The 14,436-nt window shown below is 45.7% G+C and carries 20 protein-coding genes and 1 pseudogene; 8 read left to right on the top strand and 13 right to left on the bottom strand.

Annotation, left to right across the window (positions count from 1 at the left end; all coding sequences use genetic code 11):
* Positions 1 to 65: 65 nt before the first annotated feature.
* Positions 66 to 482, bottom strand: coding sequence for a nuclear transport factor 2 family protein (locus P8596_RS03855; protein WP_279725966.1), 417 nt, complete (start codon positions 480 to 482; stop codon positions 66 to 68).
* Between the two features lie 80 nt (positions 483 to 562).
* On the bottom strand, positions 563 to 1,456 hold the full coding sequence (locus P8596_RS03850) for a DUF6843 domain-containing protein (RefSeq protein ID WP_279725965.1): 894 nt from the start codon (positions 1,454 to 1,456) through the stop codon (positions 563 to 565).
* 637 nt (positions 1,457 to 2,093) lie between these two features.
* Between P8596_RS03850 and P8596_RS03845 the strand changes: the two genes are divergently transcribed.
* Complete coding sequence (locus tag P8596_RS03845; RefSeq protein WP_254653087.1) at positions 2,094 to 2,363, top strand: DUF3243 domain-containing protein; 270 nt, start codon at positions 2,094 to 2,096, stop codon at positions 2,361 to 2,363.
* A gap of 47 nt (positions 2,364 to 2,410) precedes the next feature.
* Here the strand turns inward: P8596_RS03845 and P8596_RS03840 are convergent, their stop codons facing one another.
* Positions 2,411 to 3,184, bottom strand: coding sequence for a PAS domain S-box protein (locus P8596_RS03840; RefSeq protein ID WP_279725964.1), 774 nt, complete (start codon positions 3,182 to 3,184; stop codon positions 2,411 to 2,413).
* Positions 3,185 to 3,319: 135 nt separating this feature from the next.
* Positions 3,320 to 3,871, bottom strand: a complete 552-nt coding sequence (locus tag P8596_RS03835; RefSeq protein ID WP_224521267.1) for a CBO0543 family protein — start codon at positions 3,869 to 3,871, stop codon at positions 3,320 to 3,322.
* 247 nt (positions 3,872 to 4,118) lie between these two features.
* Between P8596_RS03835 and coxB the strand changes: the two genes are divergently transcribed.
* From coxB to P8596_RS03810, 5 genes are all read left to right on the top strand, one after another.
* Positions 4,119 to 5,108 (top strand): cytochrome c oxidase subunit II, encoded by a 990-nt coding sequence (gene coxB / locus P8596_RS03830; RefSeq protein WP_279725963.1) that lies wholly within the window; start codon positions 4,119 to 4,121, stop codon positions 5,106 to 5,108.
* 93 nt (positions 5,109 to 5,201) lie between these two features.
* On the top strand, positions 5,202 to 7,073 hold the full coding sequence (locus P8596_RS03825; RefSeq protein WP_279726957.1) for a cytochrome c oxidase subunit I: 1,872 nt from the start codon (positions 5,202 to 5,204) through the stop codon (positions 7,071 to 7,073).
* Entirely contained in the window at positions 7,073 to 7,657 is a 585-nt protein-coding gene (locus P8596_RS03820) for a cytochrome c oxidase subunit 3 (RefSeq protein ID WP_279725962.1), read from the top strand. Before P8596_RS03825 ends, P8596_RS03820 begins: the two co-directional genes overlap by 1 nt.
* Before the next feature lie 2 nt (positions 7,658 to 7,659).
* Complete coding sequence (locus tag P8596_RS03815; protein WP_279725960.1) at positions 7,660 to 7,926, top strand: hypothetical protein; 267 nt, start codon at positions 7,660 to 7,662, stop codon at positions 7,924 to 7,926.
* 172 nt (positions 7,927 to 8,098) lie between these two features.
* Entirely contained in the window at positions 8,099 to 8,335 is a 237-nt protein-coding gene (locus tag P8596_RS03810) for a hypothetical protein (RefSeq protein ID WP_279725958.1), read from the top strand.
* Between the two features lie 145 nt (positions 8,336 to 8,480).
* Here the strand turns inward: P8596_RS03810 and P8596_RS03805 are convergent.
* Positions 8,481 to 8,696 (bottom strand): annotated as a pseudogene (locus P8596_RS03805) (KGG domain-containing protein); the annotation flags it as partial.
* A 63-nt stretch (positions 8,697 to 8,759) separates the two neighbouring features.
* Positions 8,760 to 9,026, bottom strand: coding sequence for a KGG domain-containing protein (locus tag P8596_RS03800; RefSeq protein ID WP_481900317.1), 267 nt, complete (start codon positions 9,024 to 9,026; stop codon positions 8,760 to 8,762).
* A 220-nt stretch (positions 9,027 to 9,246) separates the two neighbouring features.
* On the opposite strand from P8596_RS03800, the gene P8596_RS03795 reads away from it, so the two are divergent.
* On the top strand, positions 9,247 to 10,440 hold the full coding sequence (locus P8596_RS03795) for an MFS transporter (protein ID WP_224521273.1): 1,194 nt from the start codon (positions 9,247 to 9,249) through the stop codon (positions 10,438 to 10,440).
* A gap of 104 nt (positions 10,441 to 10,544) precedes the next feature.
* On the opposite strand, the gene P8596_RS03790 is transcribed toward P8596_RS03795, so the two are convergent.
* The 4 genes from P8596_RS03790 to P8596_RS03775 form a co-directional block, all read right to left on the bottom strand.
* Entirely contained in the window at positions 10,545 to 11,033 is a 489-nt protein-coding gene (locus tag P8596_RS03790) for a hypothetical protein (protein WP_279725955.1), read from the bottom strand.
* On the bottom strand, positions 11,030 to 11,311 hold the full coding sequence (locus P8596_RS03785; RefSeq protein WP_279725954.1) for a phosphatase: 282 nt from the start codon (positions 11,309 to 11,311) through the stop codon (positions 11,030 to 11,032). The genes P8596_RS03790 and P8596_RS03785 overlap by 4 nt, the downstream gene beginning before the upstream one ends.
* A gap of 10 nt (positions 11,312 to 11,321) precedes the next feature.
* The gene (locus tag P8596_RS03780; protein ID WP_254653079.1) at positions 11,322 to 11,510 is read right to left on the bottom strand and encodes a hypothetical protein; all 189 of its coding nucleotides are present in this window, start codon (positions 11,508 to 11,510) and stop codon (positions 11,322 to 11,324) included.
* A gap of 114 nt (positions 11,511 to 11,624) precedes the next feature.
* Positions 11,625 to 11,933, bottom strand: a complete 309-nt coding sequence (locus tag P8596_RS03775) for a DUF2834 domain-containing protein (protein WP_279725952.1) — start codon at positions 11,931 to 11,933, stop codon at positions 11,625 to 11,627.
* 128 nt (positions 11,934 to 12,061) lie between these two features.
* On the opposite strand from P8596_RS03775, the gene P8596_RS03770 reads away from it, so the two are divergent.
* Entirely contained in the window at positions 12,062 to 12,610 is a 549-nt protein-coding gene (locus P8596_RS03770; protein ID WP_279725951.1) for a TetR/AcrR family transcriptional regulator, read from the top strand.
* Between the two features lie 37 nt (positions 12,611 to 12,647).
* Here the strand turns inward: P8596_RS03770 and P8596_RS03765 are convergent, their stop codons facing one another.
* From P8596_RS03765 to blaOXA, 3 genes are all read right to left on the bottom strand, one after another.
* Entirely contained in the window at positions 12,648 to 13,085 is a 438-nt protein-coding gene (locus P8596_RS03765) for a GNAT family N-acetyltransferase (RefSeq protein WP_279725950.1), read from the bottom strand.
* Between the two features lie 12 nt (positions 13,086 to 13,097).
* The gene (locus P8596_RS03760) at positions 13,098 to 13,310 is read right to left on the bottom strand and encodes a hypothetical protein (RefSeq protein WP_224521280.1); all 213 of its coding nucleotides are present in this window, start codon (positions 13,308 to 13,310) and stop codon (positions 13,098 to 13,100) included.
* A 228-nt stretch (positions 13,311 to 13,538) separates the two neighbouring features.
* Positions 13,539 to 14,321: a class D beta-lactamase gene (gene blaOXA / locus P8596_RS03755; protein WP_279725948.1), complete on the bottom strand. Its 783-nt coding sequence runs from the start codon at positions 14,319 to 14,321 to the stop codon at positions 13,539 to 13,541.
* Positions 14,322 to 14,436: the final 115 nt, after the last annotated feature.

The following is a 14,436-nucleotide window of genomic DNA, read 5'->3' as shown; positions in this document are numbered from 1 at the left end:
AAAAATGCCGCCTTCAGTAAAAAAACATTGAGGGACGGACCTCAAATCTCCCCATTCCCCAACTCTCAGAGACCGCTTTTGAGGTCCGTCCCTCTAATAGAAACCCCCGTCTCAATATAACTCCTCACCAGCTTCCAACCTTCTTCTCGTTTCTTAAAAGTGTTGAAGAACATGTTTCCGGTTTCCATTGGTTTTCCGTCCAGTACGATGGTGGCGTAGAGAATGACCATCGTTTCATCCTCTTTCATTGGAATGACCGACACTTCGCGGATGTCCCATTCTGCCTGGTGTCCTTTTACGTAGGCAAATCCCTGCCTCCATCCTTCTACCGATTCCTCATATCCAAATGCCTCGATGTCTCCATCCCTGACTTCCCTCGCTTGATAGTCTACAGAAATGAATGTTTCCAATTCTATGAGCGATGAATTCTCCCATGCTCGTAAAAATGCGTCAAGAGCTGCTCTAAATGATTGATTGTCCATTGTAACCTCCTAAACTTTGTCTCTACCAATTATTTCAAATTGCAGTCATAATCTCAATCCCCTTAAAAAAGAAGCCCGACTCATTGGTCACGCTCCCCATACTCTTCATAATATTTTTCTATTTCCCATCCCTGTGCTGAGTATCGTTCATTTCCGTTTAGATGGAAGTCTTCCCCGCATGAAGAATTCGTCACTTGGAATTCATCGTACGTCATCTCACCCCCGTCGGATTGAGTCACCCTGCCGCCTCCGCTAAGATAAATGCACTCATCCTCTATCAGAACCCGGTTCCCTTCTTCATCCACATAGAAATATTGATTTTCACTCACATGATGTACTTGATCTTTTGTCGAAGTCCGATAGACTCCGTATCGTTCAATATCCGTCCTCATAAGGGTAGGCAAACTTTCAATCCCGACTGGAACGATGGAAAACCCATCCTCTTTTTCAAGTGCCGGCTGATCCACAACACCATAGAAAACAACGATTGTCCCCTCATGTCCTTCTGGGATGAGGTACTGAGACTTGATCCCTTCTTCCTTCTCCTTACCAGGTATCCAATTTTCAACCACAATCACGGCAGATAAAACAAAAACAACGCTTCCTAATTTCATGTAAAACCTCTTGTTATCCGGATCAATATTAGACCCTTGCTTCCTTTTCAACCGTTCATCAATGAAAAAAAAGATAACGGCACAAATGACCGCAAACCAGGCAAACCCGTTGATCACAAAGTATGTAAGACCGCCAAATAAAGCATGGATAAATCCTGCGGTCATCAATCGCCCTTTCCCCATCTTTTTCGTCAACCAATCAGACAGCAGGGACACAGGAATTCCATACGCAACGTTTCCGGCCAAAGCATAGATCAGAACAATCGGAAAAATCCAGAGCCCTCCGTCCATTATGCTTATGACCATCATGAACGTTGAAAGGATCAGGCTCGTATAAAGTGCCGCTTTGATTTTATTCACGGGGTAACCCTCCACAAAGATATTGTGAACTATTTCACAATAAAACTTTACCATTTAATTTGATTTCTCTCATTCGCCAACTACAGTAGCTTTTTATTCCATTTCACCATCAACAACAGTACGCATCCATGCACTAGAGAAACCAGTACAAGCGTCACGTAGGGAGACAATCCATCCCAGGTTTGTCAGAGACTGTGATGATTTGAAAGCCAATCACGACCATAAAGATGACCTGATAGAGGGCACTAGGATACATTCCACCTTTTAAAAAAACTCCTTTAAGGCGCCAGACCCTGATGAAAAGACCGTTTACAATTAAGGATAAGAAACCGGCCATTAGGAAGGTTTCCCACGAAATTGTATTACTCAAGATGTTAGTAAAATTGAATATACAAAGGCACATAAGCAGTGCACCCACCAAAGAATAAAGAACCTTCTTCAATTCGACTCACCTACTTCACACTATTTATATAGTGTAATTTTACACCGAAAGAAGAATTATTCCAATATTTTCTTAAAATGAAGCTTCAATATGTTCTTAGCTGTTTAATCTACTTCTAAAAGGGAAACACACTACTACAACCAACTAAAGGAGGAATTCATTATCGCACACGATCCAAAACAAGCAGCGGCAAATATGAATGAAGACAAAAAGGAAGACATTCTGCAGCATTTCGACTCGTTCAAGGACTATTTGGGAGATCAGGTTCATAAAGGAGAAAAACTCGGACTGAGTGAAGAGGCTCTTTCAAAAGGGGCTAAACGCGTGGCCGACTATTTGGCGGAGCATGAGGAACCGCGTAATCGGGAACAGAAGGTACTGAATGAGATGTGGCATGTAGCCAATAAGGAAGAGCGTGAGCATATGGCTCATGTGTTAGTAAAACTTGCGGATCAAACCAATTAATGAACACAGTTCCTAGCCCCCAATAGAGTGATCTTTGGGGGCTTTCCCTATGATTCATTCTGTTCTTGTAAGGTCATGCCGATTTGCGCCAGGGCTTCTTTAACGGTAGCCACCGTTGGAATCGCGGATAAATCGATCCCCACCTCGATCGCTTCAACGGCTAATTCGGGTCTTATTCCTGATATGATGGAATGCACACCGAGCAGGGATAATACGTTCGTAATCTTGAAAAGATAGTCGATGACCATGCGATCAAGCGTATAAACACCGGAAAAATCAATGATTAAGCGATTGACGTTTTGGTCCCTTACTTTCCCCGGAATTAAATCGAGGAGCGTCATCGCTTTCACTTGATTTATCTTCCCTCTTAGCGGAAGAACCGCCACATCATCGATCAACGGTACGATGGTCGCTGACAATTCATTGATTTCTTCATTCATGTCATGTTGATTCTTTTCTGTTTCTTTCCGACTCGTGATATCCCAGACGTATGTTTGGATCGCCTTCGTATCCCCGAATTTCACAGGGTGGCAATACAATTCCACCTCCACTCTCGTCCCGTCCATCCGGAAGACGGTCTCTTCAATGACATCCGCCGGCTTTCCATACGCAGATTGAATTCGCCGACTGATGGCAGCCTTTGAGCTTTCCTGGAAAATATCGAGGGGGCTCGCACCGATCATGCTCTCTTTGTTGCTCCTGAAGAACTCTTCCGCTGCATGATTTATGTACAGGACCTTATAGTCCGTATGAATGATGAGTGGATCCCGTGAATATTCCATGACTTCTTTATAATCTACTTCTGCAATTGAAACATTCACTTTATCACTCCTTTTCCTTCTACGATACAGATTGTTTTACTAGATAGCAAGGATGATGGTATTCCCTTCCAATCCCCCGATTAAAAAAAGCCAACACTAACGTTAGCTTCCCTACCCATTATGGACACGATTCAATCATCCGATTGGATCGCCTTTTCTGAAAATGTACTCCACCACTCCTCTGATCAAATAGGAAAGAACAAAATAAATCACAAATGACCACCACATCTTCCAGTGATAGGTCTTGTAAATTTGTAACCATTCAAATACCGTTTCTCCAATAAACGATGCTCCTCCCGAAAGAATGAGGGTGGCATAAAAGAACGGCTTCCCTTTAGGAAAATATCTATATACCAGCATGAAAGTGACTGGGATCAAGGCATAGTCGAATAAGTATGCTTTCGGCAGAATCGGAATCAGTTGTCCAGGGTATCCCCACATCCCAAGGTCAAATCCATATCCGTCTAAATTGGCGGCAACGATGATCCATACAAGTCCCAGGAATAGCAGTTTTGGCTTATTCGTTTCGTTTCTCGTTAAATAGACAAACACTACCCAGGTCAGGATGAAAAGAGTGAGGATGAACCACCAGCGAGGAGTTAGAAAACAATACTCGAGCCAATAATTAATATTCTCCCGGGTCACTGCCAGAGACTTTTCCCTTATCTGATCATATCGTTCTTGCATACACTATCCCCTTTTTAAAAAACGCCCTCATAGATGATCGAAGAGGACTCTGAATGCAGGTTATATTTTGACCATAGTGTTTGCCAACCAAGAGATATTATTCTTCGTGATGGTACAAATACCCTAATCTCCACTATTTTCTAAATTTTTCGTTTAATTGATGGAAATTAGAGGTAGGGTATGTATGGAAAGGCTTACCGTCCTATCTTCAGGGACGATACAGGAGAAATAAAGAAAGGGGGATTCCATGAAACGTCTTCGTTTCGCTATATTGCCGGCCGTAGTTTTCCTCACAGGCTGCAGCTCTTTTAAAGTCCTCGATCCGAAAGGAACCGTGGCCGAACTTCAATTGAACTTATTCCAAATTTCCATTGCCATCATGCTGCTGGTCTTTTTTGTCGTGTTTTCCATGTTCGTATACTTCACATGGAAGTATCGGGAAACGCCGGAGCGCCGACATGTCACACCGTCATACGTCAAAGGGAATAAGAAGCTTGAGGTGACATGGACCGTCATTCCTATTCTCTTATTGGTGATCCTCGCCGTCCCTACCGTTAAGGGAACGTTTTCCCTCGCCGAATCAGCTGAAAACAGTGATAACCCACTGAAGATTGAGGTCACGGGACACCAATATTGGTGGGAGGTCCACTACCCCGATCAGGGCATTACCCTGACGAACGAAGCATACATACCAGTGGATCGGCCTGTCGTAATCCAGTTAAATTCCGGCGATGTCATTCACTCCTTCTGGATGCCAAGGCTTGGCGGAAAAAAAGATCTCATACCAGGAAAGACGAATACACTGACGTTGAATGCCTCTAAGGAAGGCGTCTACAAAGGGCAATGTGCCGAGTTATGCGGGGCTTCCCATTCCTATATGAGATTCCAGGTCCAAGCAGTCGGAGAAAGGGAGTTCGCTCAATGGATCGACCAGGAACAGAAGAAAAAAGCACCAGATGCGGTGTCCACGGCATCTGAAAAAGGAGAGAAACTGTTTATCTCCAAGTGCTTGACCTGTCATGCCGTATCACCTTCAGAAAGAAGCAAAGGACCGAATCTTTCCGGAATGGCCGGTAAAGAGCGGATCGGGAATGTTCTACCCAACACAGACGAAAATAGGAAGAAATGGATCAGGGACCCGTCCTCATTCAAACCGGACGTCAACATGCCTCCATTTCCTGACCTCACAGAAGAAGACCTGAACGCCTTAAGCACGTATCTTTCCCAATTAGAATAGGAGGTGGAGAATATGGATATCAAGTACACCCTTTTCGGACGGGAATTCGTATTCCCCTCTGATATCGTTGCAGCAGACATCTCGATCATCCTCATGGCCGCGGCTGCCCTGTTCTTGTTGAGCCGTTATAAAAAGTGGAAGTGGGCCTGGGAATGGGCAACCTCCACTCACCATTATAAAGTCGGCATCTTATATCTTGCGGCAGGAGGAGCCTTCTTCCTTCGCGGTGGTCTCGATGCTTTGATCATAAGGCTTCAGCTCGCACTTCCTGAGAATCAATTCTGGGTCTTCCAGGGAGAAAAGTATAACCAAATGATGACCACACACGGAACGACGATGATCTTCTTCGTCGCCATGCCGTTATTGATCGGGCTGATGAATGTCGCCGTCCCCCTTCAAATCGGAGCCAGGGACTTGGCGTTCCCCCACCTCAACTTGTTGAGCTTTTGGCTGTTTCTGGTCGGAGGGGCATTGGTAAATATCAGCTTCGTTCTCGGTGGATCGCCTTCTGCAGGCTGGACGGGCTTTGCCCCCTTAAGCCTCGATGTGTATACCCCGGGACCCGGACTTGATTATTACGCCATTGGGATCCAGATCGCCGGAGCCGGGACGATCATGTCCGCCATTAACTTTTTGGTGACGATCATTCGCAAACGGGCTCCAGGGCTCACTTTTATGAGAATGCCACTATTTACGTGGTCTTCCTTTGTGACATCGATCCTGATTTTATTTGCCTTTCCCGCTTTGACCGTCGCCCTGTTACTACTGACGATGGACCGGGTGTATGGGACGGCTTTTCTCACAGGGACAGAAGGAAACCCCATCATATGGCAGCACTTATTCTGGATCTTCGGTCACCCGGAAGTTTACATTTTGATTTTGCCGGCGTTTGGCATCTTTTCCGATGTGATCACCACCTTCTCAAGACGTAATCTGTTTGCCTATCCAGCCATGGTGTTTGCCCTTGTCCTGATAGGTTTTCTCGGATTCATGGTATGGATCCATCACATGTTCACCGTGGGGCTCGGACCGATCTCCAATGCCATATTCGCACTGTCCACCATGTCCATTGCAGTTCCGACAGGCATTAAGATTTTCAACTGGCTCTTCACACTCAGAGGAGGGGTCATCAGGTTTAAGACCGCCATGTTGTTTTCACTGGCATTCATCCCCACCTTCCTCATCGGTGGGGCCACCGGTGTCATGCTTTCAGCAGCACCTGCCGATTATCAGTATCACGACAGTTATTTCGTCGTCGGTCACTTTCACTATGTGATCGTCGGAGGTACGGTTCTCGGGATCTTTGCAGGAGTCTATTACTGGTGGCCGAAAATGTTCGGCTTCCTACTCAATGAGGCTTTGGGAAAATGGCATTTCTGGCTGTTCACCATCGGCTTTCATGTTACCTTCTTCCCGATGCATCTCATGGGGTTGAACGGAATGCCCCGCCGCGTGTTTACGTATTTAAAAAGCGACGGATTAGGGACACTGAATCTCATCAGCACAATCGGAGCCTTCCTCATGGCGCTGGCCGTGATGATCTTTCTTTGGAATATTTTCTGGAGTTACCGGAATGAAAAGCGGGACCTAACCGGTGACCCGTGGGAGGGACGGACCCTTGAATGGTCGATTCCATCACCACCCCCCCTGGGCAATTTCATCAAGCGTCCACTCGTCACCACCATTGATCAGCTCTGGTATGAAAAGCAGGAAGGGAATGGAACCATTCGTACGGTAGCGGAAGAAGACGTCATTTTCGTATCGAATCCTACGGCACAACCACTGATGCTCGCAGGAGCCCTCTTTGTCTCTTCCTTTGGCTTCATCTTTGGTTTCCCACCCCTGCAATGGTTCGGTTTTATCAGTGTAATCGGAATGCTGACGCTACGATCCTTCACTGCCGGTCGCACATGGACCCCTTATACGCCTGATGAACTGCGGGCGGAAAGGAGGAAAAGGTCATAATGAATCAACATGCATTTGAAATCGAACAAGAGCAGGACAAGAAGCTTGCCATGTGGTTCTTTATTGCTGCGGAGGTCGTCATCTTCGCCTCCCTGTTCGGGGTGTATTTAACCCTTAGATCCCATCTATCCGATGGTCCATCCAGTGAAGAAATGCTGGAATTGAAGAGTGTCGTGATTTCGACGGTCCTTCTCCTCTCAAGCAGCTTCACGATTTTTGCCTGTGTCAGGTGGAGTGAAAAGGGAGAAACCAGGAAGACTTCCCTTCTATTACTCTTGACTCTTCTACTTGGCGGCATCTTTTTAGTAATGGAATCAAGGGAGTTCATCCACTACTACGAAAAAGGATTTGAACTGGACACAAGTCCATTTCTATCCTCCTTCTACCTATTGGTCGGGACCCATGGAATGCATGTCCTGGCAGGGGTTATCTGGATGGGGATCCTGCTCATACACTTTGGGGTGAAAGGGGTTTGCCGGGAAACCTCAACGAGACTTTCAGTGTTTTCCCTTTACTGGCACTTCGTCGATCTCGTATGGGTCTTGATCTTCACCCTCGTCTATCTGTTTGGAAAGGTGGGATAAGAGTGAAAAAAGCTGCGTTCATCTTCCTTTATGTCATCGTGATCGGTTCAGCCATCGGGGGGGACGCACTCGTTGAATACGGCAAGGAACAATTTGATCGTTCAACGCTTCTCCTCCTACTCCTAACCCTTGCCTTTTTATCTATCAGCCTGCAGATGACGATATTGATGAAAACGAAAGCACCCCTGACAAAGTGGAAGTGGCTCTCTTTATCGAGCGGCCTGCTTGTCGGCGGGCTGACTTTTCTATATTTATTTCTTTTAAAATAAAAAAGTGAGGGGGCAGGTGTGCTCCCTTTTTTCATTTCATCCACATTCATTCCAGCTAGTTTAACATGTATGTAAAACATGACTTTTCTCCCTTCCCCCCCACTTTATATCATGTTAAAATAATCCAAAATCAGACAAATATTCTTCCCTTTATTGAAAGGAGATGTAGATAATGTCAGAAAATAATGAGCTGTACTCTATTTTACGGACACTTGAAACCTATTCCCAATGTGACATCACCCATTCATTTTCTGAACATGATACTGACCTCTTGAAGGTTTCTTATTCCCATGAATCCAAAGTCTTTGTCGTCACACAACATGACTCCGTAGAAACCTACCAGGATCTATCGTCCGCTTTAGCCAAGTTAGAATCATTACTAGACGATTTAAAATGCTCCTCTCTGTAAAAAATAAAACTCAAAAAAAGACCCGTCGTCACTATTGATCGACAGGTCTTCTTTCATTTCCGGAACTTATCCGGTGCTAGTTTTTGCTGTTTGAATTGTTTGAGCGGCTGGAGTTGCTTGAATTACTTGAGTTGCTTGAGTTGCTTGAGTTACTGGACTGACTTCCGCCCTTCGCTCCGATTTCCTGATAAAACTTCTTATCGTGATTCTCCGACGTGGTTTCTCCGCCTTTTTCACCAATCTCCTGGTAGAATTCCTTGTCATGATTCTTCGCTGTTTGTTCCCCGCCTTTACGGCCGGCTTCTTCGTAGCTCATTTTGCTGTTGTTGTTACCATTATTGTTATTGTTATTGTTTGACATAATAAAATCCTCCTTAAAGTTAGTAAACATTCATATTTCACAAAATCATCAAGGACTCAGATTCTAGTTATTGTTGCTGTTTGAATTATTTGAGCTGTTTGAGCTGTTTGAATTACCCGAGTTGCTGTTGCTTGAATTGCTGGACTGACTTCCGCCTTTTGCTCCGATTTCCTGATAAAATTTCTTATCATGATTATCTGAAGTGGCTTCTCCACCTTTTTCACCAATCTCCTGGTAGAATTCCTTGTCATGGTTCTTCGCTGTCTGTTCCCCGCCTTTACGGCCGGCTTCTTCATAGCTCATTTTACTGTTGTTGTTACTGTTTGACATAAATAAAATCCTCCTTATGTTTGGTTAAATGGTGTTGTACGATTGTACATTGGTTATATACCTCGTGAAACGAAAGATAAACAGATTTGGGGGTTTTTAACATTTATGTAATTTAATTTATACCGGTGGAAATCCGGGAGACGTGATGTCTCCCAATAGAAGTGCCGCGTGAAGAGGTGTATCATGAAGATAAAATGATTACATAAAGGAGTCTTGCGAAATGGAATACATCATGCGGGGAACCCAGGCGTTCAAGAATGCAAACCTGGCTTTGTTTGCAGGAGGCTTCAGTACGTTCGCGATTCTGTGGGGGACGCAGCCCCTGCTTCCGGAAATCGCCCGTGAGTTCAATGTCTCTCCGGCCACATCGAGTCTCACCCAATCGTCCACCACCATCGCCCTGGCGATCAGCCTGCTGATTGCAGGATCGTTATCGGATGTGTACGGCCGGAAATCCGTGATGACCTTCTCGTTACTGGCTTCTTCCATCCTTGCCATCTGTACGGGATTTACCTCAGGCTTCCATATGCTTGTCGCTGGCCGGATCCTGCAGGGAATCACCCTTGCAGGTCTACCCGCCGTCGCCATGGCTTATCTGGGTGAAGAAATCGAAGGGAAGAGCCTGGGAATGGCCATGGGATTGTATATCAGCGGAAACTCCATCGGAGGCATGTCTGGCCGGATCATCAGCGGCGTCCTGACCGATTATTTCAGCTGGCATATTGCACTGATGGGAATCGGGGTCATCAGTCTGCTTTCAAGCATCATCTTCATGACCTTGCTTCCAAAGTCTGCCCATTTTGAGCCCCAGAGCTTTAAGCTCACGTCCCTGGCAGGTTCCTTGTTAAGCCAATTCAAGGTCCCGGGACTCACATACCTTTTCACCATCGGATTTCTCTTGATGGGCGGCTTCGTTTCCCTTTACAATTACATCGGATTCGAGCTGATCGCACCACCCTACTCACTCAGCCAGACCGTTGTCGGCTTCATCTTCATCGTCTACATTGTCGGCACCTTCAGCTCCACGTGGATGGGAATGCTCGCCGATCAATATGGAAAAAGAAAAATCCTGCCCTTGTCGCTTATCATCATGTTATCAGGCGTCGTGACAACTCTTCATCCAAATTTATTGGTGAAAATCATCGGAATCGCCGTCTTTACATACGGATTCTTCGCCGGTCACTCCATCGCCAGCAGCTGGGTCGGACGCCTCGCCGTCCACGATAAAGCCCAGGCTTCTGCCCTCTATCTGTCCGCCTATTATGCCGGCTCAAGCGTGGGCGGTACCGTGAGCGGAAGCTTCTATCACCAGTGGAACTGGCCGGGTGTGGTGTGGATGATCGTCACCCTTTCGGTTATATCGATTGGGATATCGATGCGATTGGGAAAAAGGGAAAATGTGCGATCCACATAAAAAAGAGGACGCTTCGTGAAGTCCTCTTCCACCCGTCCTTAAACTAGCCAATAAGAGATAAACGGTTTTGATTAGGTTCGAGCTCGGAAAAAGATCATCCATCCCTACTCAATGTACACCGTTTCATACGTCATCCCTAAAGATTGATACTCTATTTGCACCTGCCTGACTTTCTCATCATGAAACACGTTCACGGCATAGATCCTGTCTTCCTTTGTGGCTGTTCCGTCGTCCAAGCGATCCATTTGTTCTGCATTTGTGGGACCCGCCTTAATCCTTACGTCCCCCATATTTTCAAAGCTGATTTCTTCAGGCAGCTCATCACGGGGTCCATCGGTAATGGCATACCCTCTCAGCAGGTTGCTCACCTGCATCTTCACTTCATCTGGCGCTTCATCACCATTGACCGTGACCCCGGTCACTTTCGCATCTTTCCATCCATGATTGGTCACTTCCACGAGTACGGACGTCCCTGCCGCATTTTGAGCAACGACCCCAACTTCCATGGGAGGATGCACCCTAAGCCACATATAGCCTCCTCCAACAGCAGCCACCATCACAGATAATACAATTAACCACCAGCGATTCTTCATTCCTCTATCTCCTTAGTCTGCTCTTCATTTTCTGCCTTGTGCTTTCGGAATTCCAACGCTATCAACACGATTCCCGTCCCCCCTGAAATCACCGCCAACACCAATGGAAATGCCCCTACCTCAAGCAACGCGGTTCCGAATACACCATACTGAAAGTTCCATCCGAGTCCGTCAACTCTCATCAGCAAATCGGAATAAACGGCAGCAGCTATAAGTGTCGACCCATAAAGAATCGCACTGACCATCAAACAGGTTAACCCAATCCACAATCGTTTCATTACACACACCCTATCTTCCAAAGAACGCAGGTAGTCCAACCCCGAGATCGAATAAAGCACTTGTCACAAGAAGGATGAGCACCGGAATCACACACAGGATGAGAATCATTGTCCAGTTAGTATTGGAATATTCCTCTCTCTTATTCTTTCGGTATATTTCTTGAATCCGTTTCTGTTTTTCATTTGTAGGTTCGGCCATATTCTCCATCCCCCGTATATACATTTGTTTCCATATCCCTAAATCTATTCGCCACTAAAGTATCGTAATCCTCTTCAAGAAAAATAAAAAAACGACCCCAATCGGATCGTTCATCTACCTTCTCTTTCCAGAAAGCAAATACAACAACGGTCCAAACGAACCAATGGCAAGTGTCAGAACCGCCCAGGGCCAAAACAGTCGGTCACTGCTTTTTGCATCATGCCACATCCATACCATCACAAGGAACAAAGCAATGAATAAATCAAAAAACACCTGCATGGTAGCCGTATTGCGAAATGCTTCCGTAAAGATTCCGATCAGCCCATGATGAAAAACCGAGACCCCTGTCAAAATGGAAAACAGGATCAATACCCCCACTAGTAGCGGCGCAGGAAGATTCATACCCTTTTCTTTTGCCAACATAAACACCCTCTCTCCAAAATGTAGCACTCATTACATTTAAAGTGTAGCACTCATTACATTTTAAATCAATCCTTTCTTTTAGATGGAAAAGTAGCTTATACTACACACAAAGAGGTGAGACACTTCCCATGGAAAAAGGAGAAAAGAAGAAACGAGAAATTATAGCGAAAACCGCTGACTATATCCTGGCGAATGGCCTCCAGTCTGCCAGCTTACGAAACCTTGCGAAGGCAGCCAACACAAGTGACAGGATGCTCCTTCACTATTTCACTAATAAAGAAGAGCTATTTACCGTGGTCCTGTCATCCATTTCCCAACAGCTGATCAGCCTGCTTCAACATGCTGATATAAAAAAGCAGCCTTTTCATACCCTGGTCCCGTTTTTATATCATATGATGCAGGATCCAGAGGTCCGCCCCTACATAAAGCTATGGCTTGAACTGATCACCATGGCGTCAGATGAGCACGACTCCCTGAAGGTCGTAGCGAGAGACATTTGTGATCATTTCTATTCGTTTTATCAGGAGATCCTTCTGGTTGAAGAAGGGGAGGATGTGGAACAGATGGCCGCCCTTGCCCTTGTGACTGTCGAGGGGATTGCCCTTCTTGATGCCCTTGGTGATGATTCACGCATCGGCCTTGCCTTAAAAGCCATTGAAAAAAGAAGCAACCAGTAGAGACTGATTGCTTCTTTTCCTTTACTCATATACCACATTACGCCTTCCATTCGTACTGAATATCCGGCAGGTTTTCCTCATTTTCGTGACCTCTTCCGATCACCACAAACCCGTTCTTTTCATAAAACCTACGGGCATTCTCATTCACTTCAAAGGTATACAGGATCAAGCACCCGCTTGACTTCGCCTTTGCTTTATCCAGAAACACTTGACCGATCCCGAGTCCTTGATAATCAACGTGAATGTAAAGCTGACTGATTTCCGTTTCATTATAGGCGGCCATTCCGGCTACTTTTCCATTTATGAGTGCCAGATCAACTTGGTATTGACGAGTCAGGATGCTGGTTAAAAAATAGAGGTGATTTTCCACACTATGTTTTTCCTTTTGCCCAATGGCCCGCTCCTTACTTTCCCGCCACATGTCCACGGTTTCCTTGGCATACTTCGGGTCAAAGGGAATGATCTCTGATCTCATCCATGTTCCTCCTCAAGAATCTTTCGTGTACTGAAAGGCAAGCGTTGACAGAATGAACGACAAGGCAAGCAGTAGTGGCGCAACAATCAAAATGCCAAATAAATCGGTCCTGTAATTCCACGGCACGAATGCCTCCCATAAAATAGCCGTCCCTTTCCATAACACGACAAAAATGAACAACGTGAAGACCAGATAAATGAGCCTTTCCACCAATCGTTTCATCATGGTCCACCCCAACATTATTTTTTCTCTTTTTCAAAATCGTAAGAATCAAAAAGGAAATCAAGATAAAAAAACGATCCCCACACCATTCAGAATGTCGTAGATGTCATTTACAAGATAGGTCATGCAATTCGATTCCCTCAAGTTTCTTTTTACTAATTATTTCAAATTATAGAATTTTTCACAAGATGAAAAAGAGAGCTTACCCCCACATTGGGTAAGCTCTCTCCATTATTCTTCCGGAATGATGTGCATCTTCTCCAGCACCTCTACCGTCAGATTCTTCGCTTCTGTCCCGCTTCCATCCAAGTTGACGGCGAATACCCACTCTCCCTTATCGGTTTCCACATACCCCGTGTACCAGCCGAGTCCGAAATCCGACAGCCGGGTCCCGGTTTTGCCGTGGATGATATAGTCGTCCTGCTCGTCATTGATCATGATCCGCTTCACGGTTCTCATCTGCTGTTTGTCATAAGGCAGGCTTTCTTCCACCATACCTTCGAAAAAATCGGTCTGCTCCCGGGCCGATATTTTCAGACTGCTGTCGAGCCAAAAAGAATCGATGCCACCAGATATATCTTCGTTCCCATAATCCATCTTTTCAAGGTTTTCCTGCATCCTCTTTTCCCCGATATCACGGGCCATGGCCTGATAATACCAGATGACGGAGTATCTCATGCCGGAAGCGAGGGTATGATCCCGATTCCAGTCCGGGAACTCCCTCACTGTTCCGTCCCAGCGTTTCACTTCATATTCATCCCTGACGGCACCCGTCGACAATCCAATCAGGGCGTGGGGCACTTTATACGTTGATTCAGGGGTATATCTCCTCTCGCTTCTCTCCTTGTTGTAAACGAATTCCTTGTCTGTCTTCAGGTTGCGGATGACGATGGTCGCGTCTTTTCCATTCAACATGTCAACGATTTCCGATTGAACATTTGTCTTGGCGTCGGCATACGTTCCTCCCATGACGATCAGGACCATACTCATGACTAGTGTAGCGATTCGCTTCATTACATTCCACTCCTTATGGTTTACTAGAAAGACAGGCCTATCATTCTTGATCTTTAGTATACTGACAGAAACAGCAGGGTCCAACGCCGTTTTTCATAGACTGTACCCCTACAGA

The sequence above is a fragment of the Rossellomorea sp. DA94 genome, from assembly GCF_029834455.1.
GTDB classification, from domain to species: Bacteria; Bacillota; Bacilli; order Bacillales; family Bacillaceae_B; genus Rossellomorea; species Rossellomorea vietnamensis.
The sequence above is the reverse complement of the archived record's forward strand: the minus strand, read 5'-3'. Positions and strand labels throughout refer to the sequence as shown.